Genomic DNA, 18,569 nt, shown 5'->3' on the forward strand with positions numbered 1-18,569 from the left:
AGGAACTTCCATCATCGGAAGACCTCGACGTCTATCCGGGCAGCGACTCGCTGTGTTTGAAGATCACTGACCTACACTCTCGTTTACGAAGAGCCCATTTGGCATGAGGAGTCCGGTTAATCGCTCGCCCTTACCATTCGTCTACGATCGATAGGGTTTCGTCTTACGGTGTTTCGCGCCCTCACCGAAAGCCTTAGCAAAGGCCCGTGGCCGGTAGCAGGATCCGTTATCGGTCATCACTTCGGCGACCTCGACACCGATGTTCGCGAAGAAATCGTCCGCGCGCCGCCAGAGCCCGGCAGCAGTGCCCTTGCGCTCACTATCGAGAATTTCGGGGTAGGCGAGCCTCGAATAGCGATCGACAGCCGGTAGAGGAACCGATATCCGCGCGACCCCTTGGCCCCGGCGTGGACCGTTCACAACGTGTCGAGGAAGTACAGCTAGGGCGTATTTCTAAAGGTGGTTTTGGCCTCATCGACCCAGGCTTGAGGTCGTGTCGCGTGATGTGATCTCTGATGAGGCATGGGCGGTGATCGGTCCGCTCTCCCGAACGCCAAATCGACCGGGCGGTCTCCGGTGAATCGCTGCACGATGGTCGAAGCGACGGCGCGGTGGTTCCGCAGGGGCGCGCCATGGCGGGAGCTGCCAAAGCGGTTCGGGGAACTGGAACACGATCTACTAGAACTTCAACCGGTTGGCCGGGCAAGGAGTGTGGGCGCGACTGCTGGAGAAGGTGCAGTCCCTCGCGCATCAGTCCGGAGACCTAGACTGGGTCGCGTCGATCGACTCCACGATAGTCCGTGTGCATCAGCACGGCACCACCCGTCCGCGCACCACAGGGGCTCTGTCAAACTACAAAAAGTTCGGGTTGGCCGCCATTGAGCGGTGTGAGAACACCGCCGTTTTCCGTTAAACCTCACAGGCCCGGCTCGAGAAGCCGAGTGTTTTCGCCGGCGTCTACGCTGACAGCCGGCATGGCACGACCCGGTTCCCGGATTTGTCGCTGAGACAGGTTGCTTACAGCCAGGTGACTCTCAACCACTTCCCGGTGCAACGCGGTGCAACACGGTGCGCAAGGGCTCGTCTGTGACTACTCGGCCGAACCGAGCGCATTCAGTTCCAGGTCGTCGAACCTGGTCGCGTCAGTGGCCGACGAGGCCTTAGCGGCCGAAGAGCTTCGAGAAGAGGCCTTTCTTCTTCTTGGGCTCGTTCGGCTGCGCTTCGTCGGAAGTCTCCGACTCGTCCTCGCGCGGGCTCTCGTCTGTCGGTTCCGAACCGGCACCGGGTCCGCCAGCGGGTGCGGAACGATCGGCATCAGATTCGGAGGCGGTCGCCTCGGCGGAGGTGCCTGTGGTTGTGGACTCGCGACGATCGGTCGTTGAGTCCGCAGTCGCCGGCGTATCAGTCGAACCGTGCGACGCGGGCGTTGCTTCCGCAGGGGCATTGGTGGTCGTGGCCGAACTCGAGGTGTCTGCCGCTGGACCCGAAGCCGCAGCGGGCTCGTTCGTGCGGGTGGGCTCGGCTCGAGCGGCGTCGCGGTCGCGAGATGGCGCTGCGGCGGTTGATGATCCTGCGGCGGAGGATGGAGCAGGGACCTGTGCGGAAGTCGCCGCATCCGCAGAATCCGTGGTGGCGGGGCTGCCGGCACCAGTCGCCTGTGCGTACTGTTCGGCGGCTTCGCCCTCGAGCGGAGTGTGCATCTCGCAGTTGGAGATCCGGCGCTGGTCGTCGAACGACAGATCCGCGCATCCATCGGCGAAGAGCAGACGCAGACCCTCCTCGGGCAGCGGTGCTGTGGCCAGTCCTCGTTTGGCGACATACGACTCGAGAGCACCACGATGATCGGTCACCGTCGTCTGCGTCAGCCCCTGCATGAGGGCACGCACTGTGGTCTTGACCTGCGGTTCGGGCAGGGTGAGCTCGGGTGCATCGACCAGCAGCCACACGGTCGTTCCAGCCCCCGCGGCGGCAGGGTAGTGCGCCCACTTCCCGGTGACCTCTTTGGACGCCAGAGTCAGGCGCAGTGCGAGTTCCTCGTCGAGCTCGAGCTCCTCGGCGATCAGCTCAGTGACATCCTCGGCGGCGCCGAACTTACGGACGTCATGAGCAAGGCTGACGACCGGCTCGGGGAACTCGTTGATGTTCTCCCACCCCCATAGCCACGTGTTCTGCCCACTCGACTCCGAGCCGAGCAGATGTGGGCGGCCGCGCAGGACGACCCCCTCCTCAGAGCTGAAGGTCAGCTGCGGATCGGCCGTAAATTCGACATCCCAGGAGGCGTCGGCAATGAGGGATCCGAAATGCGTCTGCATCTCCGTGGAGAAGAAGACGGCGCGATTGACCAGGTCCTGCAAAGTTGTGCTCATGATTTCAAGACTAGAGGTATGGGCCGGTTATGCGAGGAGGCACGCCCAGCCCCGCCGAGGTCGGACCCGGATCGCTCCGGCTGTGTCAGTGCCTCGTGGTGTGCTTGGTGGTGAGACGCAGGAGAACAGCGGCAACAGTTCAGAGGCCGCAGATTTCGGACCGCAGGAGGAAGGCGAAACGATGTAGGATAGCTTTTTGCGCTCACGAATCCCGCACGGATTCGGTTCTTATGACGACACCGTCAGACATACAACTCCCAGGACGTTCAACGTGGCCCTATTGCGCCTGTCCCTGAAATACGCGAGATCCTACCGGCTCTTCATTGTCTTCGTCGTGGCCCTGCAGCTGGCCGCGACCATCGCCGCGCTCTTCTTACCGAGCCTCAACGCCCAGATCATCGACCAGGGCGTGGCCAAAGGCGACACGGACTTCATCTGGTCGACGGGGATGACGATGCTCATCGTCTGCTTCGTCCAGGTCGTCACCGCTGTCACGGCGATCTATTTCGGAGCTCGCACTGGAATGGGCGTGGGCCGGGACCTGCGGAGAGCGATCTACAGCAAGGTCGATGAGCTTTCGATGCTCGAGGTCGGGAAGTTCGGCAGCGCCACGTTGATCACCCGTAACACCAATGACGTCCAGCAGGTTCAGATGCTCGTGCTCATGACCATGAACTTCATGGTTTCGACACCGATCATGTGCATCGGCGGCATCATTATGGCGCTGCGCGAAGATGCCGGGCTCTCCTGGCTGGTGTGGGTGTCCGTCCCCGCCCTCTTCATCGTCGTCGGCATCCTTGTCTACCTGCTCATGCCGCTGTTTCGACGCATGCAGGGCCAGGTCGACGACATCAACGGAGTCCTGCGTGAGCAGATCACAGGCATCCGCGTCATCCGCGCGTTCGTGCGAGAACCGTTCGAGACCGACCGCTATGCCGATGCCAACCGCGCCCTGACCGAGACCTCGGTCAAGGTCGGCAACCTCTTCGTTCTCATGTTCCCTGCGATCATGATGATCCTTCACCTGGCGACGGCCGCAGTCCTGTGGTTCGGTGGCCACCGCGTCGACGCCGGGCAGATGGAAGTCGGATCGCTGACCGCGTTCCTCCAGTATCTCCTCCAGATCCTGGTGGCCGTGATGATGGGCGTGTTCATGATGATGATGATCCCGCGCGCCGTCGTATGCGCCGAACGCATCTCAGAAATCCTTGATACCACGTCATCCATGGTGATCCCCGAAGGAGTCGACGAACTCCCGCGCCGAGGCGAACTCGAGTTCCGCAACGTCAGCTTCGGCTATCCCGGCGCCGAGGTTCCCGTCCTTGAGGGTCTCGACTTCACAGCGAAGCCGGGGACCACCACGGCGATCATCGGATCCACAGGGGCGGGTAAGTCGACGATCGTCAACCTCATCCCACGACTGCTCGACCCACAGGTCGGAGAGATCCTCATCGACGGCATCCCGGTCACCGCCTTCAACCGGCACCAGCTGGCGCAGCTCGTCGGACTTGTCCCACAGAAGCCGTACCTGTTCTCCGGAACGATCGCTTCGAACCTGCGGTTCGGCCGCGAATTCGCCACTGATGAGGAACTCTGGGACGCCTTGCGGATCGCTCAGGCTGACGATTTCGTCGCGGCCAAGGAAGATCAGCTCGACGAACGCGTCGCACAGGGTGGAACGAACTATTCCGGCGGCCAACGACAGCGTCTGTGCATCGCCAGGGCCTTGGCTGCGAAACCACGAATCTACGTCTTCGACGACTCGTTCTCCGCCCTCGACGTTGCCACCGACGGGCGCCTGCGCGAGGCGCTGGCCGCCACCACCGGCGACGCCACGGTCGTGGTCGTCGCCCAACGCGTATCCACGATTCGCGAGGCCGATCAGATCATCGTCCTCGAGGACGGGAAGATCGTGGGTCAGGGAACCCATGACGAACTGGTTGAGTCGAACCCGACCTACCAGGAGATCGTCGAATCACAGCTGACAGCGGAAGAGGTGAACTGAGATGGCGAACGAACTCTCCACCGACACCGCGGCCAACACCTCCACCGGTGTTGAAGCAGACGAGGACTACATTCCCTCAGGCGAGGACGTCGAAATGAGCGGCGGAACACCGCCGCGCAAGGCCAAGCACTTCTGGCCCTCGGTCAAACGCCTGTTCGGCCTCATGGCGGCCGAGAAGCTCGGTCTCATCAATGTGGTCCTGCTCGTCATCGGATCTGTGGTCCTCACGGTCATCGCTCCGAAGGTGCTCGGCAAGGCGATGGATATCGTCTTCTCCGGCGTCATCGGGTCCCAGCTGCCGGCCGGGGCGAAGATCGAAGACGTCATCGCCGGTGCCCGTGCTCAGGGACGCGACGATTTCGCCGATATGCTCGCCACCGCCGGTGTGGTCCCCGGGCAGGGGATCGACTTCACTGCCCTGGGCCAGATCATCATCATCGTCCTCCTCATGTACTTGGTGGCCTCGATGCTCATGTGGGCGCAGGGCTACATCCTCAACGCCCTGGTCATGCGCGTTGTGTACCGACTGCGTGAAGACATCGAACGCAAGGTCAATCGACTGCCGCTGCGCTATTTCGACACCCGACAGCGCGGTGACGTGATGTCGCGAGTGACCAACGACGTCGACAACATCCAGCAGGCGCTGCAGCAGGCGTTCTCACAGCTCGTCCAGTCCGGTCTGACGATCATCGGCATCGGCGTGATGATGTTCGTCGTGTCCTGGCAGCTGGCGCTGCTCGCTCTCATCGCTCTCCCCCTGTCGGCGATCATCGCTGGAGTCATCGGCTCGCGGTCGCAGAGAATGTTCAAAGCCCAGTGGAAGCACACCGGTGACGTCAACGGTCACGTCGAAGAATCGTTCTCAGGTCTCGACATCGTGCGCGCCTTCGGGCGCGACGAGGTCATGCTCGAAGAATTCGACCGTCGCAATGAGGCACTATTCAAAGCCTCCGCTGGAGCACAGTTCGTGTCCGGCATGATCATGCCCTCGATGCAGTTCGTGTCCTACCTCAGCTATGTCCTCGTCGCTGTCGCGGGTGGGCTGAAAGTGGCTTCGGGGCAGATGACATTGGGCGATGCGACCGCATTCATCCAGTACTCCCGCGAATTCTCCCAGCCGATCTCCGAGATGGCTGGTGTGGCGAACATGCTGCAGTCCGGTGTGGCCTCGGCGGAGAGGACTTTCGAACTCCTCGACGCCGAAGAAGAGGATCCCGACGACGCCCACGAGGCACTGCCGCCGCGCACTCCGGGCAAGGTCGAGTTCTCTGAGGTCAGCTTCCGCTACTCCGAAGAGGTCCCGCTCATCGAGAAGGTTTCGTTCACCGCCGATCCCGGACACACGGTGGCAATCGTCGGACCCACTGGCGCGGGAAAGACTACCCTGGTCAATCTCGTCATGCGCTTCTATGAGATCACCGGCGGAGCGATCTACCTCGACGGCACCGACATTCAGGACCTCACCCGTGCGGATCTGCGCTCCCATGTGGGCATGGTCCTCCAGGATGCCTGGCTCTTCGAGGGCACGATTCGGGACAACATCCGATACGGGCGGCTCGATGCCACCGACGACGAGGTCATGGACGCAGCGAAGGCCACCATGGTCGATCGTTTCGTCCGACAGCTGCCCGACGGCTATGACACGGTCATCGATGCCGATAGCGGAAGCGTCTCGGCCGGTGAGCGCCAGCTCATCACGATCGCTCGTGCGTTCTTGGCGGATCCGTCACTGCTCATCCTCGATGAGGCGACCTCTTCGGTCGACACCCGCACCGAGGTGCTCGTGCAGCAGGCCATGGCAGCGCTGCGCACCGACCGCACGTCGTTCGTCATCGCTCATCGACTGTCGACAATCCGTGATGCTCATACCATCCTCGTGATGGAGGACGGTGCCATCGTCGAACACGGCAACCACGACGAACTGCTGACGGCAGGAGGTCCGTACTATCGCCTGTACATGTCGCAGTTCCGTGGTGAGGATGCTGAGGAGCAGTTCACCGCCGAGGTGCTGGCCGAGGCTGAGGCTGAGCAGGACGAAGGCGAACCGGTTTCCGACGAGGGAACGCGCACGCCAGACTCACCAAATGACGGCCCAAGCACCGACTCCTGATTAGTTCGCACTGCCGATTCGGCCCTCGCATCTGGAATGCGAGGGCCGAAATCGTCTCTGATCCGGGTAACGATTCTCGAGTGGAAACGGACACTGCTACGCAATCGTGACAGAGCGGCGATGTGCCGATTCTGGTGGTCGGAGACCATGTGAAACAGGTGAACTCCGAGGTGGTTGAGGCGCGACATCCGCAATCCTCAGCCCCGTGTATTCCGTGGGCTTCTGCGAAGTCTCAGGCCGATAAACATTTCGAACGAATTTGATCACAGATCCGTCATGAACTAATTGACCAAAAATAGCCGGAAACTAACTACGGACGTACGGTCAGTTTCATAACCGGAAATGGGAACCACCCAGATATCTGGAAGGATCATCATGAAACGGCTGGCACTTGCAGCGACCGTCGCTCTGGCAATCTCCGCACTCGGTGTCGGACCTGCGGCTGCAAACACATTGACCACGACCGAAGCACTCGCGGCGCAGGAGGACGCAACGTCTCCGAGGAACTCTGCCGCCGATCCCGGCTCAGGTGATCCCGGTTCTGCCGATCCGGGTCAGGGCGGCGGTCAGGGCGGTGGGAACGAGTCGAGTGACCCAGGCGGCTCCACCCCTCCTGCCGAAGATGCTGCTGATCCGACAGGCGATGCGAAGGACGGTGCGGCGGAGGACGGTGCTGCAAAGGACGGTGCAACCGACGACGCCGAAGCGTCCGAGCCGATCGATGCGAGTTTCTCTCTTGCTGATCACACGATGACTGCTGAAGAGATCGGAGATCCCGACAGCGGCATCCGCTACACCATCAAGTCCCTCAAAGCAGGGGACGTCGTCACTGCCGAGCCTGGTGAAGAGAACTCGACCACCGTTGAGAGTGACGGTGCCTTCACCGGAGTACTTCTGGGCAATACCGAGCTCAAAACCGGTGACACCCTGGACGTCACAGTCACCGTTGCCCGAGAGGGCCAGGAGTCGAAGACCTTCACTGGCAGTGTCGACGTCGTGGCACCCGACGACGGAGAATCCGATGTCGACCTCACGGTCTCGCCGAAGACCCAGAATCTGGGTGACTATTTGACCGGTGGCGTCCAGATGAAGCTGGTCAACTGCGGAATAGACGAAGACGTGAGCTTCCGCATCACGCGCAAGGACGGCTCGGAGACGACGATCTGGGAGGAAACTCAGAACACCGGTGAGGACGACGCCGGAAACGCCACCTTCATGCCTGGCACCGGAGGAGACGGATGGATCGGTGACTTCGTCGTCACGGCCTCGTGCGGTGATAAGAGCGCCGAAGCGACGTTTACCGTGACAGGCGACGATGACGACGAACCGAACTCGGATCTCACAGTGACGCCGAAGACTCAAGGGCTGCAGGAGTTCTTCAAGAACGGAGTCAACATCACGCTCGTCAACTGCGTCGCCCGCGATGATGTGAAGTTCAGAGTGAGCACCAAACATGACCCTGACACCACCGTTTGGGAGGAAACGCAGAAGGCCGGCGAGGACGCGGCAGGGTATGCGAACTTCGTCCCCGATGGAGACAGCGGAGTCAGTTGGGTAGGCGAGTACCTCGTCATGGCCTCATGCGGGGACAACACTGCGGAGGCGACCTTCACTGTGACCGACGACAGCAGCGTCGTCGATCCGACGCTCTCTGTCGACCCGAAGAAGCTCTCTGGTGAGGACTTCGTCGATCGCAGCAAAGGCGTGACGATCACCGTCACCGACTGCAAGCCCGGCAGCAATGTCCAGTTCGAGGTCTGGGGCCATGACCCTGCCGAGAAGCTCTACAACAGGACGGCGAGAGCCAACGAGAGCGGTACGGCATCAATTCAGGTCTACGGTCTCGAGGACAGGCCCGAGGCCTACGTCGGTACCTACCAGGCGATGGCGAACTGCATGGACCAGAGTCTGAGCGATGAATTCGTCGTCACGGACAGCGGTTCCGGCGGAAGCTCGAGCGGCACGGGTGATTCCGGCAACGCCGGGTCGATGCCCCGAACCGGTGCTGAACTGACCGGGCTCGGCGCTGGTGCTCTGCTCATCCTCGGGGGAGCGGCCACGGTGATGTTCGCACGCCGCAAGCAGACCACGTCGTGATCGGTGCCCTGTCGGGTCGGTGATGCGTCCCGGCCCGACAGGGGGCGCCGGTTGGAAGATCCGCTGGCCTCTGATGATCTTCTCCGAGCGACGCGAAATCGGTGATAACGATTCAGGCTCACGCAGCAGTCGAATTCACATCTCTGTGATCGCTCAGCTGAACATGGCCTGAACGGGCACAGGAGACCGTGCTCCCACTGACCCGGTTGACGACAGCGCGAGAGGTGCTGGGGCAGGACGCTGAGCAGGGACGGCTTCAGATCACCGACTACCCGCAGGTGTTGGTGTGCCGAGACGAATTCGGGACTTCGGCTCAGTAGGGACACCGTCATGTCGCGTTGTCGTCACGGTGTGGCCACGGCATCTATGACAGTTTCGCAATGACCACAATGAACAGAACTCCACAGCTCCTGTGGTGCCTGTGTAGCGTCAGCGGCATAACCGAAGACGGCAAGAGCACTTGGTAAGAATCCATGATTCGAAAGAAGGATGATCACAATGAAGAGGCTCACACTTGCAGCTTCAATCACTCTTTGCCTCTCCGCGTTCGGAGCCGGACCGGCGACAGCTTCAGGGATCGGCGCGGCAGCATCGGACTCTGCGCCGTCGGGCGGAACTCATTCGAGCCAGACCGCGGCCTCGGGCGATGATGCCTCGAATGAGGATTCGGTGATGAAGGAAGCGGACTTGGCGTTGAAGTACCGTGAGATGACGCCTCTTGAGGTCACACACGGCAAGGGCATCGAGTTCACGATCGACGGGCTCAAGAAGGGAGACACCGTCACCACTAGCCTGGACAACGAGCTGTGGACAGTGGAGAAGGACGGACCGTACGACGGGTCGGTTGTCATGGATGAGAAGCCCGACGATACGAACGTCAAGTTCACGATCACGGTCAAACGCGGTGATGAGCCGGACCGCCTGTTTCACGCCCAGGTCCACATCATCGAGGGTGATCGGGGCGAATACAATGACGGCACGCTCGTGATGGACCCGAATTCGACGATGCTCGACGAGTCGCTGTACCAGGAGGGGCTCAACCTGACGATGGTCAACTGCTCGAGCAAGGACCAGGTCCTCTTCGAAGTGTTCAAGACCGACGAAGAAGGCAGGCCGAAGGTCTGGGAGAAGAGACAGCTCGCCGGTGAGGACGAGTCTGCATCAGTGAGATACATGCCGAGGGAGAACATGCCCGATACAGGCGAGTACGAGGCCGTCGCCACGTGCGGTGATCTCGAGGACTCGGCACCACTGACGGTGAACCCGACCGAACCTCAGGAGTGAGGTTACTCCGGTCAGCAGTGAGGTCACTTCGGTCGGCAGTGAGGATGGAACTGCTGAGGGCCCCGAGACTCGGCACTATGCCGAGCCTCGGGGCCCATTCGCGTAACAGTCGGTGAGGTCAGCGACCGTTGACGAGCGCGCGCACAGCTGAGGAGAAGAATCCCTGACCGTCGATTCCGCCGCCGTCTTCGGGGCCGAACCCAGCCTCAACGGCATGCTCGGGGTGAGGCATGAGGCCGACGACGTTCCCAGCCTCATTCGTGATGCCGGCGATGTTGCGCAGAGAACCATTGGGGTTGAGCCCCTGATAGCGGAATACCACACGGCCGCTGCCCTCAAGCTCGTCGAGGACCTCGTCGGTGGCGACGAATCCGCCTTCACCGTTCTTCAGCGGAATCCGAATCGTCTGCCCCTGGGCATAGTCGCCGGTCCACGCGGTGTTCGCGTTCTCGACGACCAGGTCCTGATCGCGGCAGATGAAGTGCTGGTGGTCATTGCGGATGAGTGCGCCCGGCAGCAGATGCGACTCGCAGAGGATCTGGAAGCCGTTGCAGATTCCGAGGACCGGCATGCCCGCGTTTGCAGCCGCGACGACGGACTCCATGATCGGAGCGAATCCCGCGATCGCACCGCAGCGCAGGTAGTCACCGTAGGAGAACCCGCCGGGCAGAATGACCGCGTCCACACCAGCCAGCGTGGAATCAGCGTGCCACAAGTTGACCGGCTTCGCTCCGGCCAAGCGCACTGCACGTGCCGCGTCACGGTCATCGAGGGTTCCGGGGAACGTGACGACACCGATCGAGACTCCGGACCCAGCGCCCGCCTCGGCGGTGGTGGAGTCAACGGCGACAGCAGTCATCAGGCGTCCTCGGCGACGCGCACGGCAACGACGTTCTCGATGACCGGGTTCGACAGGAGCTTCTCCGCAGCTTCGCGAGCCTGCGCGAGGACCTCCTCGGTGACCTCACCCTCGACTTCGAGTTCGAAGCGCTTTCCCTGCCGGACCTCACCGAAACCAGTGAAGCCGAGTCGGGTCAATCCACCGGAGATCGCCTTGCCCTGAGGATCGAGAATCTCAGGCTTGGGCATAACCTCAACGACGACACGTGCCATGCGTGTTCTGCTCCTTCATGAAAGTGTTCGGGAATTCCTCCCGTGCTCGCACAAAGTCTACCAAGCGCGAACGGACGACCCGGCCCACCGTCCGCCGTCCGGACGACCCGGCCCACCGTCCGCCGTCCGGACGACCCGGCCCACCGTCCGCCGTCCGGACGTGACTGGCACTGTCAGGAGTCGAAGCCCATCCCGACGGCGTCGAGGACCTTGAGCAGCGGACCCCGCTTACCCTGGTTCTCGTCGGCTCTGATCATCGCATTCGTCGTCATCTGGATACCCAGCCAGGCCACCGGTTCAGGCGGGAACGGCAACGGCAGCTTCCGCACCATCTCCAACCGGGTCAGCTCGGTCTCCAGCCCGGAGAGCTGGTCGAGCATGACAGTTCCGGCGAAGCGCGATGCCCCCACACCGAGACCGGTGAATCCTGCCGCCATCGCGACCTTCTTGCTGTAGGCCGTGGTGAAGAACGGGAAGAATCGTGAACAGGTATCGATCGGTCCGCCCCATTTGTGGCTGAATCGCAGACCGGTCAGCTGGGGGAAGGTCTCGAAGAAGTGCTCGGCCAGGGTCTCGAACGTCTCGGGACGCTGGTCGTACTTCCATGACACCTGTCGACCGTAGTGGTAGACGGCGTCCCAGCCGCCGAAGAGGATCCGATTGTCTGCCGAGAGTCGGTAGTAGTGGAATCGGTTGGCACAGTCGCCGATGCCCTGTCGTCCGTCCCAGCCGATCGCCGCGAGCTGCTGAGCACTCAGCGGTTCGGTCATCAGCGCGTAGTCGTAGACCGGCACAGTGTGCAGGCTGACCCGTTTGAGCAGTGACGGGAAGACATTCGTCGCCAAAGCCACGCGCTTGGCCGAGATCGTCGCCGAGTCCCCGGCGCGCTGACCGTCGACCTGCGCCGAGGTTGTGATCCTGACTGTGGACTTCTGGTCGCTGACATCGGTGACCTTCGTGCCTTCGAAGACCTCGACACCGAGTTCGCGGATGACCCGCAGCAGCTCCCAGCACAGTTTTGCCGGGTTGACCATGGCGACCTCGCGGGAGTCCCAGAGGGCACCTTTGTACGTCGGGGACTTCACGAGCTGCGCCAGCTCCTGCTGGTCGTAGAAGATGAAGCCGCTCTCCGGATCGTGGGCCTCACGCAGCGCGGGAACCTGGTAGTCCTCGGTGGCAACGTCGAGTTCACCGGTGCGTTCGAACTCGACATCCATGCCGTATCGGGCGACGGCGGCTTCGATCTCGTTGAGGTTGTCCAGCCCGAGCTGTGCCAGACGTTCGTTCTCGTCGGGAAGATGGTTCTCACCGTTGTCGTATCCGTGGGTGAGGCTGGCTGCACAGAAACCGCCGTTGCGTCCCGAAGCGGCCCACCCGATCGTGTTGGCCTCGAGGAGGACGACGTGACGGTCAGGATCGCGCTCCTTTGCCTGCAGCGCAGTCCACAGTCCTGTGAAACCGCCCCCGACGATGACGAGGTCGGCCTCGAGATCGTGGGTCAGTGGGGGAAGCGGCTCTGGGCGCTGATCGGAATCGAGCCAGAACGGCACGGTGGAAGCGTCGGCCAACGCGGCGGTGACGTCCATATCTTTTCTCCTTCTGCCAAGTCGCATTCGTGCGCGGCCTGACGACTTTCGAGTTCTGTCTTGTAACAGTCAGTGCAGAGTTGCGGGGTGAATCAGCCTGCCATCGTCTTGATGATCTCCGTCGAACTTCCACCTGCCTTGCGCAGCACGAAGCCCACGATGGCCAAGGCCAGGAGGGTGAGGAGGAACATCACGGTCGACATCGCGGCGACCTCAGGTCGCAGTGCGACCCTCACCGCCGAGAAGATGTAGACCGGCCATGGGGTGTAGCCGGGCTGCTGCACGAAGCTTGAGAGGATCGTGTTGTCGAGGCTGACCGTGAATGACATCAGCGCACCGGCGAGGATGCCGGGAGCCGCGATCGGCAGGGTGATGTCCTTGAACCGGTTCCACGGGGTCGCACCCAGGTCGGCTGCGGCGTCCTCGAGCTGCGAGTCGATGCCCGCAAGCCGGGCGCGGACGATGAACGTCACGATCGCCATGGAGAACATCGAATGCGCAATGATGAGTCGGACCAGACCATTGTTGAGCGGGGTGATGCCCCAGTCGACTCCGACGGTGACGAACCAGGGCAGGAACGAGATGCCGTCGACGATCTCAGGAGTGACCAGGGTCAGGCCGAGGATCGCGGTCAGGCCGAGCGCCCACCATGCGCCCTTCGGTGCCCGGGCCAGAGCCACGCCGCCCAAGGTGCCGAAGAGCGTCGAGACGAGTGCTGCACCCACCGCAGCCTGGAGGCTCGTGACGATGGAGGAGACGATGATGTCGTTATTGACTCCGCTGATGTAGGCGTCGAAGCCGAAGCCGCGGAAGTTCGCGAGCACCTTGCCCGTGTTGAACGAGTACGCGATGATGACCGCGATCGGGATGAACAGGTAGGCGAAGACGAGGACGCCCCAGATGTTGAGGCCGATGTCCGTCGGCGTCCGCCGGGCGAATGTGTTCTTCTTCGACATCTCAGGCCCTTCCGTCTGTCAGCGGCACGCTGTTGAGCTTTGCCGCGATCATCTGTCCGAGCTTAAGCAGCCCGAACCCGATCCCGACGACCACAAGAGTGGCGAGGATGAGGATCACCGCCATCGCCGCGCCGACCGCCCAGTTCTGAGCGGTATTGAATTGGTTGGCGATGAGCTGGCCGACCATCGACCCGCTGGCGCCGCCGAGCACGGTTGCCGTGACGTAGTCGCCGTTGAGCGGGATGAACACGAGCAGGCATCCGGAGACCACACCCGGCATCGCCATCGGCAGCGTCACACGGAGGAACGTCGTGACCTTGCCCGCGCCGAGGTCGTAGCTGGCTTCGCGTAGCTTCTGGCCCGAGGCATCGATCGCGACGAAGAGCGGGAGGATCATCAGCGGCAGGTAGTTGTAGACGACGCCGATCTGCACCGCTGAGCGCGTATAGAGGATGTCGAGAGGACCATCGAGCAGTCCCAGTCCCTGCATCCACTTCGACAGGAATCCGTCGGGGGAGAGCATGATCTGCCATCCGAGGGTGCGGACGAGGAAGTTCGTCCAGAACGGCACCATGACGAGTGCCAAGGCCAGAGACCGCCTCGCCGGGGAGACCTTGATGGCCAGCCAGTACGAGAACGGCAAGGCGATGATCAGGCACAGGATCGTCCCGACGATGGAGATCCGCAGGGTTGCGAAGAACGTCGATACGAAGCTTGCCGACATCGCCTCCGGGTAGCGGTCGAAGGACAGGTGGTCGGTGGCCACGGCCGTGAACTCGTCGGGTTTGTAGCCGAAGCTGTAGAAGATGACGAGAGCGACCGGGATGACGAAGAAGAACAGTGCGTACGCCCAGGTCGGGAACGACATCGCTGAGGCTCCGAAGAACCGTGCCGACATTCCGCCGGGCTTCACAGGCTTCGAAGACTTCCTTGTCCTCTGTGGTTTCGAATTCTCTGTCTTCTGGGGTGTCGTCTGCGTGCTCATGCTCCGCTCCTCGCTTGCGCATCGGCATAGATCTTCGTGCGGATCTGATCGGCAGGGGTCTGTTTGCTGGGTTCGAGCCGGTCGAGGACCTTCTGTGAGGGGAAGATGAGTTCCTGCTCGTCGAGGTCAGCCTTGGCTGCGGCTTCAGCCAGTCCCTTGGTGCCGATCGGGTATCCGATGTAGTCGAGCTGCTCGACGGCGGTCTCCGGGGAGATCATCTGGTTGATGAAGGCATGGGCGGAATCAGGGTGTGGGGCACCCGTCGCGATCGCCCAGCAGTCCATCCACAGATTCGCCGAAGGCGTCGGGAACACGAACTTCCAGTCATCGGGTTCAGCCGCCTCGGCCAGGCCCTGGCGGGCATCGCCGTTGAATGCCTGAAGCAGTGTGAAGCTGCCCTGGATCATGCCGGTGGCGACGTTGCCGATGTAGGCCTTAGTGTTCGGTGCCAGTTTGTCGAGAATGATCGTCCTGGCCTCATCGAGCTCCTTCTCGTCCTGTGTATTCAGGCTGTAGCCCAACGCTGCCAGGGCGATCGCGCTGACCTCCCACGGGTCCTCGAGCAGCGAGGTGGTTCCCGCCGCCTCCTTCTGCGCGGTGTCGATGAAGTCCTGCCAGCTCGTCATCTTGCGCTTGATCTTCTTCGTGTTGTAGACGAACCCCGTCGTGCCCCAGGCCTTGCAGATGGAGTACTTGTTGTCAGGATCGAAGTACTGGTTCGTGAAATTCGGGTCCATGTGCTTGAAGTTCGGGATGAGGCTGAGGTCGAGCTCCTGGAGCAGGTCGTGTTTGAGCATCTGCGGAATGTTCGATCCGGTCGGAACCACGACGTCGTAGCCGGAGGTGCCGCGAGACGTCGAGAGCTTTGCGACGAGTTCCTCGTTCGATCCATACGAGTCGACCTGGACGAGGACGTCGTACTTCTTCTTGAACGCGTCGATGAGGTCCGGATTGTCGTAGTCGCCCCACGAATAGAGGTTGAGTTTCTTCTCGAGCGTGCCGTCCGTGGCTGGTGATGCCGCCATCGTCGTATTCCGCCCACAGGCGCTGAGCGCCCCGAGGCCGACGACGCCGAAACCGGCCAGCAGCGCTCGCCGGCTCAGCAGTGCGGAGGCAGATCTGGGCGCGAGGAAACGCACATCGGGTATCGTCCTGGCCACTTCAGGCACCGCCCTCGAAGCCGTAGACGCTCACGGCGTCGGCGTCCCAGCTGAGGTCCACATCGGCGCCGTCCGGGAGGATCTCATTGCCCGCCGCCGGCATCCGGGCCAGGATCTCGTCATTGTCGCCGGAGACGATCATGTACTGGATCACGTCGCCGAGGAACGACACCGACAGGACCTTCCCGCGGGCCGAGTTCGTACCCGGTTCGGCCTGTGCGGCCGGAGCCACGTGCATGCGTTCGGGGCGGATGGCCACCCGCACCTGATCGCCGACGCTCAGGGTGCCGGCCGTCCCCGTCGCCGAGGCGGGCCTGACGTCGAGCGAGGGCGTCTCCATCACAGCGTTCGCCGTCTTCAGCCGTGCGGTGCCGCCGTCGGTGGCGGTCACCTCGGCGGGGATGAAGTTCTGCTTGCCGATGAAGCCCGCGACGAACCCGTTGACGGGGTTCGCATAGATGTCCTCACCGGAGCCGATCTGCTGGATCACGCCGTTGTACATGACGACGATCCGGTCGCTCATCGCCAGCGCCTCGTCCTGGTCGTGGGTGACGAAGACGAAGGTCGTGTCGAGTCGCGTGTGCAGGCGTTTGAGCTCGAGCTGCATCTCTTCGCGCAGCTTCCGGTCCAGGGCCGACATCGGTTCGTCGAGGAGGAGGACCTGCGGGCGGTTGACCAAGGCGCGGGCCAGGGCGATGCGCTGCTGCTGACCGCCGGAGAGCTGATCGGGTTTGCGCCCGGCGAAGTCCTCCATCTGAACCAGTGCGAGAACCTCGCGGACCCGGTCGGCGATCTCGGACTTGGGAGTCTTCGACTGCTTGAGGCCGTAGGCGATGTTGTCGGCGATGTTCATGTGCGGGAACAGCAGGTAGGACTGGAACACGGTGTTGACCGGGCGCCGGTGCGGCGGGAGGCTGACGATGTCCTTGCCCGAGAGCAGGATCGCGCCGTCGGTGGGGGCCTCGAATCCGGCGATCATCCGCAGCAGTGTGGTCTTGCCGCAGCCTGAGGGGCCGAGGAGTGAGAGGAACTCGCCCTTGCGCACGGAGAGGTCGAGGCGCTCGATCGCAGTGTTGTCTCCGAAGACCTTCTTCACGCCCTGGATCTCCAGGTGTTCGAGCTGCGGGGGAGCCGTCGTGTCGGCTGTGGCTGTCGTGGTCATGATTGCCTTTCAGCGTGTGTGGCTGGGATCTTCGTGTGGCTGGTGGGTGCGGCCGTGCCGGTGGTTGCGGCCGTGCCGGTGGTGCAATCTGTGCCGGTTTCGTCGAAGACGATCCGGCCGCCGGCAACGGTCAGGACGGTGCGCACGTCGACGAGGCCCGACGGATCATCGTCGAAGGGATTCGTGCTTGCCAGCGCGAGATTGGCGACACCGCCGATGCGGATCGCGCCGTTGGCCGAGGAGCGCAGCAGATGCGCGGACCCGGAGGTGTAGGCGCGCAGCGCCGTGGTCAGGTCGATGGCCTGCTCGGGCAGGAGCGGAGCGGGATCGCCTCCGTCAGGATGCGTGCGATTGACGGCCACATGGATCGCCTGCCACGGATCAGCGGTTGACACCGGCCAGTCCGACCCCATCGCCAAGTGGGTGCCCGCCTCGGCGAAGGACTTGAACGGGTAGAGCCATGCAGTGCGCTCATCGCCGAGGTAGGGAATGTTGAGGTCGATCATCTGCTGGTCGCGGCAGGCCCACAGTGCCTGCAGATTCGCAGTGACTCCGAGCGTCTTGAACCGTGGGACATCGACAGGGTCGACGACCTGGACGTGGGCGATGTGGTGTCGCGCGTCGGGGCGGGGACCGCTGCCGGTCTGGTCATTGTCATCGGGTCCGCGTCCGATGGCTTCGAAGGCGTCGAGTGCGGCCTTGACGGCGGCGTCGCCGATCGCGTGGCAGTGGATGTCGAACCCGGCCGCGTCGAGAGCTTCGAATGACCGGTGCAGATGCTCGCGGGTGAAGTAGCTCGTGCCGAAGCCGCCGCATGCGCAGCTGTACTCGGTGCTCATGGCGGCGGTGCGGGATTCGACGATGCCGTCGAGCATGAACTTCACCGAGGTGGTGCGGAACGAGCCTTCGGTCCGGCGGCGTTCGACGAGTTCGGCGACCTGGACGTCGATGTCCTCGACGTCACGGGGCCACCACAGGCTGCCGACCACCTCGGCGCGCAGATCCCCTGACTCAGCTGCGCCGACGTACGCGTCGAAGGGGGAGCGGTGCCCGGAGTAGTCGCCGACGATGGCGTCCATCCAGGCGGTCACGCCGAGCGAGTGCAGGTAGGACTGCCCGGCGAGCAGCCCAGTGGCGATGGCGGCATCGGTGGCCGGCGGGACGTGAGCGGAGATGATGTCGATGGCTGATTCGTGCAGACAACCGGCTGGTGATCCGGCCTCGTCCTTCTCGATCACACCGCCGGCCGGGGTAGGTGTGCTCGCATCAAGGCCGGCGATGGCCATGGCTCTCGAGTTGACCCACGCCGAGTGGTGGTCGGCGCTGAGCAGGATGATGGGCCGTTGCGTACCCAGTTCGTCGAGGAGGCGGGCTCGGGGTGCTCCGCCGGGGAAGTCGGCCATCGACCAGCCGCCCCCGGTGACCCAGGAGTCCGCGGCGTGCGCGTTCGCAGCGTCCGCATCTGCGGCGAGGTAGTCCCGGATCGCTGTGAGTGTGGCGTCGAGCCCGTCGGCCCCGCTGACGTCGCAGGCCAGGGATTCCTGCCCGCCGAACGTCGTGTGCACGTGGGCATCGACGAACCCCGGCGTGACGAGCGCTCCGGCGGCGCTGATGGTGCGTGCCGCAGGTTCAGCGGCCTCGCCGGTGCCGATGTCTGTGATGATGCCGTCGCGGATGCTGATCCGGTTCGCAGGCAGGACTGAGTGACCGTCGAAGATGCTGACGTCGAGAATGTCGAGGTCCAC

13 protein-coding genes and 1 pseudogene are annotated in these 18,569 nt (G+C 62.9%); 4 read left to right on the forward strand and 10 right to left on the reverse strand.

The features are described 5' to 3' along the window. Positions 1–144: 144 nt before the first annotated feature. Together MPN20_RS05800 and MPN20_RS05805 are read right to left on the reverse strand one after the other, a co-directional pair. A pseudogene (locus MPN20_RS05800) lies at positions 145–366 on the reverse strand (IS481 family transposase); the annotation flags it as partial. 794 nt (positions 367–1,160) lie between these two features. Continuing rightward, a complete protein-coding gene (locus MPN20_RS05805; RefSeq protein ID WP_242780427.1) occupies positions 1,161–2,366 on the reverse strand; it encodes a DUF6882 domain-containing protein in 1,206 nt (401 codons plus the stop codon). 271 nt (positions 2,367–2,637) lie between these two features. Here MPN20_RS05805 and MPN20_RS05810 point away from each other — a divergent pair, with 271 nt between their 5' ends. The 4 genes from MPN20_RS05810 to MPN20_RS05825 all read left to right on the forward strand — a co-directional run bounded on the left by MPN20_RS05810 (position 2,638) and on the right by MPN20_RS05825 (position 9,862). Continuing rightward, on the forward strand, positions 2,638–4,371 hold the full coding sequence (locus tag MPN20_RS05810) for an ABC transporter ATP-binding protein (RefSeq protein WP_242780429.1): 1,734 nt from the start codon (positions 2,638–2,640) through the stop codon (positions 4,369–4,371). 1 nt (position 4,372) lies between these two features. Continuing rightward, positions 4,373–6,481, forward strand: a complete 2,109-nt coding sequence (locus MPN20_RS05815; RefSeq protein WP_278189688.1) for an ABC transporter ATP-binding protein — start codon at positions 4,373–4,375, stop codon at positions 6,479–6,481. 375 nt (positions 6,482–6,856) lie between these two features. Further along, entirely contained in the window at positions 6,857–8,578 is a 1,722-nt protein-coding gene (locus MPN20_RS05820) for a hypothetical protein (protein WP_242780431.1), read from the forward strand. 498 nt (positions 8,579–9,076) lie between these two features. Further along, complete coding sequence (locus MPN20_RS05825; RefSeq protein WP_242780433.1) at positions 9,077–9,862, forward strand: hypothetical protein; 786 nt, start codon at positions 9,077–9,079, stop codon at positions 9,860–9,862. 118 nt (positions 9,863–9,980) lie between these two features. Here the strand turns inward: MPN20_RS05825 and purQ are convergent, their stop codons facing one another. The 8 genes from purQ to MPN20_RS05865 form a co-directional block, all read right to left on the reverse strand. Beyond that, positions 9,981–10,721, reverse strand: a complete 741-nt coding sequence (gene purQ / locus MPN20_RS05830; RefSeq protein ID WP_242780434.1) for a phosphoribosylformylglycinamidine synthase subunit PurQ — start codon at positions 10,719–10,721, stop codon at positions 9,981–9,983. Then, positions 10,721–10,975, reverse strand: a complete 255-nt coding sequence (gene purS, locus MPN20_RS05835) for a phosphoribosylformylglycinamidine synthase subunit PurS (RefSeq protein WP_242780436.1) — start codon at positions 10,973–10,975, stop codon at positions 10,721–10,723. The genes purQ and purS overlap by 1 nt, the downstream gene beginning before the upstream one ends. Before the next feature lie 173 nt (positions 10,976–11,148). Beyond that, positions 11,149–12,561 carry an FAD-dependent oxidoreductase gene (locus MPN20_RS05840; RefSeq protein ID WP_242780439.1) on the reverse strand — a complete coding sequence of 471 codons (1,413 nt, stop codon included), beginning with the start codon at positions 12,559–12,561 and terminating at the stop codon, positions 11,149–11,151. Between the two features lie 92 nt (positions 12,562–12,653). Continuing rightward, complete coding sequence (locus MPN20_RS05845; RefSeq protein ID WP_242780441.1) at positions 12,654–13,517, reverse strand: ABC transporter permease; 864 nt, start codon at positions 13,515–13,517, stop codon at positions 12,654–12,656. 1 nt (position 13,518) lies between these two features. Then, positions 13,519–14,502, reverse strand: a complete 984-nt coding sequence (locus MPN20_RS05850) for an ABC transporter permease (RefSeq protein WP_242780443.1) — start codon at positions 14,500–14,502, stop codon at positions 13,519–13,521. Continuing rightward, positions 14,499–15,641 (reverse strand): spermidine/putrescine ABC transporter substrate-binding protein, encoded by a 1,143-nt coding sequence (locus tag MPN20_RS05855; RefSeq protein WP_242780445.1) that lies wholly within the window; start codon positions 15,639–15,641, stop codon positions 14,499–14,501. Before MPN20_RS05855 ends, MPN20_RS05850 begins: the two co-directional genes overlap by 4 nt. A 22-nt stretch (positions 15,642–15,663) precedes the next feature. Beyond that, positions 15,664–16,824, reverse strand: a complete 1,161-nt coding sequence (locus tag MPN20_RS05860; protein ID WP_242780447.1) for an ABC transporter ATP-binding protein — start codon at positions 16,822–16,824, stop codon at positions 15,664–15,666. Beyond that, positions 16,821–18,569 (reverse strand): amidohydrolase, encoded by a 1,749-nt coding sequence (locus MPN20_RS05865; protein WP_242780449.1) that lies wholly within the window; start codon positions 18,567–18,569, stop codon positions 16,821–16,823. Before MPN20_RS05865 ends, MPN20_RS05860 begins: the two co-directional genes overlap by 4 nt.

It is taken from the genome of Brevibacterium sp. ZH18, assembly GCF_022748595.1.
Lineage (GTDB): Bacteria > Actinomycetota > Actinomycetes > Actinomycetales > Brevibacteriaceae > Brevibacterium.

Excerpts from the sequence above, each read along its gene's own strand:
- purQ (WP_242780434.1), bottom strand. The coding sequence starts at position 10,721 with ATGACTGCTGTCGCCGTTGACTCCACCACCGCCGAGGCGGGCGCTGGG.
- purS (WP_242780436.1), bottom strand. The coding sequence starts at position 10,975 with ATGGCACGTGTCGTCGTTGAGGTTATGCCCAAGCCTGAGATTCTCGAT.
- MPN20_RS05850 (WP_242780443.1), bottom strand. The coding sequence starts at position 14,502 with ATGAGCACGCAGACGACACCCCAGAAGACAGAGAATTCGAAACCACAG.
- MPN20_RS05845 (WP_242780441.1), bottom strand. The coding sequence starts at position 13,517 with ATGTCGAAGAAGAACACATTCGCCCGGCGGACGCCGACGGACATCGGC.
- MPN20_RS05820 (WP_242780431.1), top strand. The coding sequence starts at position 6,857 with ATGAAACGGCTGGCACTTGCAGCGACCGTCGCTCTGGCAATCTCCGCA.
- MPN20_RS05840 (WP_242780439.1), bottom strand. The coding sequence starts at position 12,561 with ATGGACGTCACCGCCGCGTTGGCCGACGCTTCCACCGTGCCGTTCTGG.
- MPN20_RS05815 (WP_278189688.1), top strand. The coding sequence starts at position 4,373 with ATGGCGAACGAACTCTCCACCGACACCGCGGCCAACACCTCCACCGGT.
- MPN20_RS05860 (WP_242780447.1), bottom strand. The coding sequence starts at position 16,824 with ATGACCACGACAGCCACAGCCGACACGACGGCTCCCCCGCAGCTCGAA.
- MPN20_RS05805 (WP_242780427.1), bottom strand. The coding sequence starts at position 2,366 with ATGAGCACAACTTTGCAGGACCTGGTCAATCGCGCCGTCTTCTTCTCC.
- MPN20_RS05825 (WP_242780433.1), top strand. The coding sequence starts at position 9,077 with ATGAAGAGGCTCACACTTGCAGCTTCAATCACTCTTTGCCTCTCCGCG.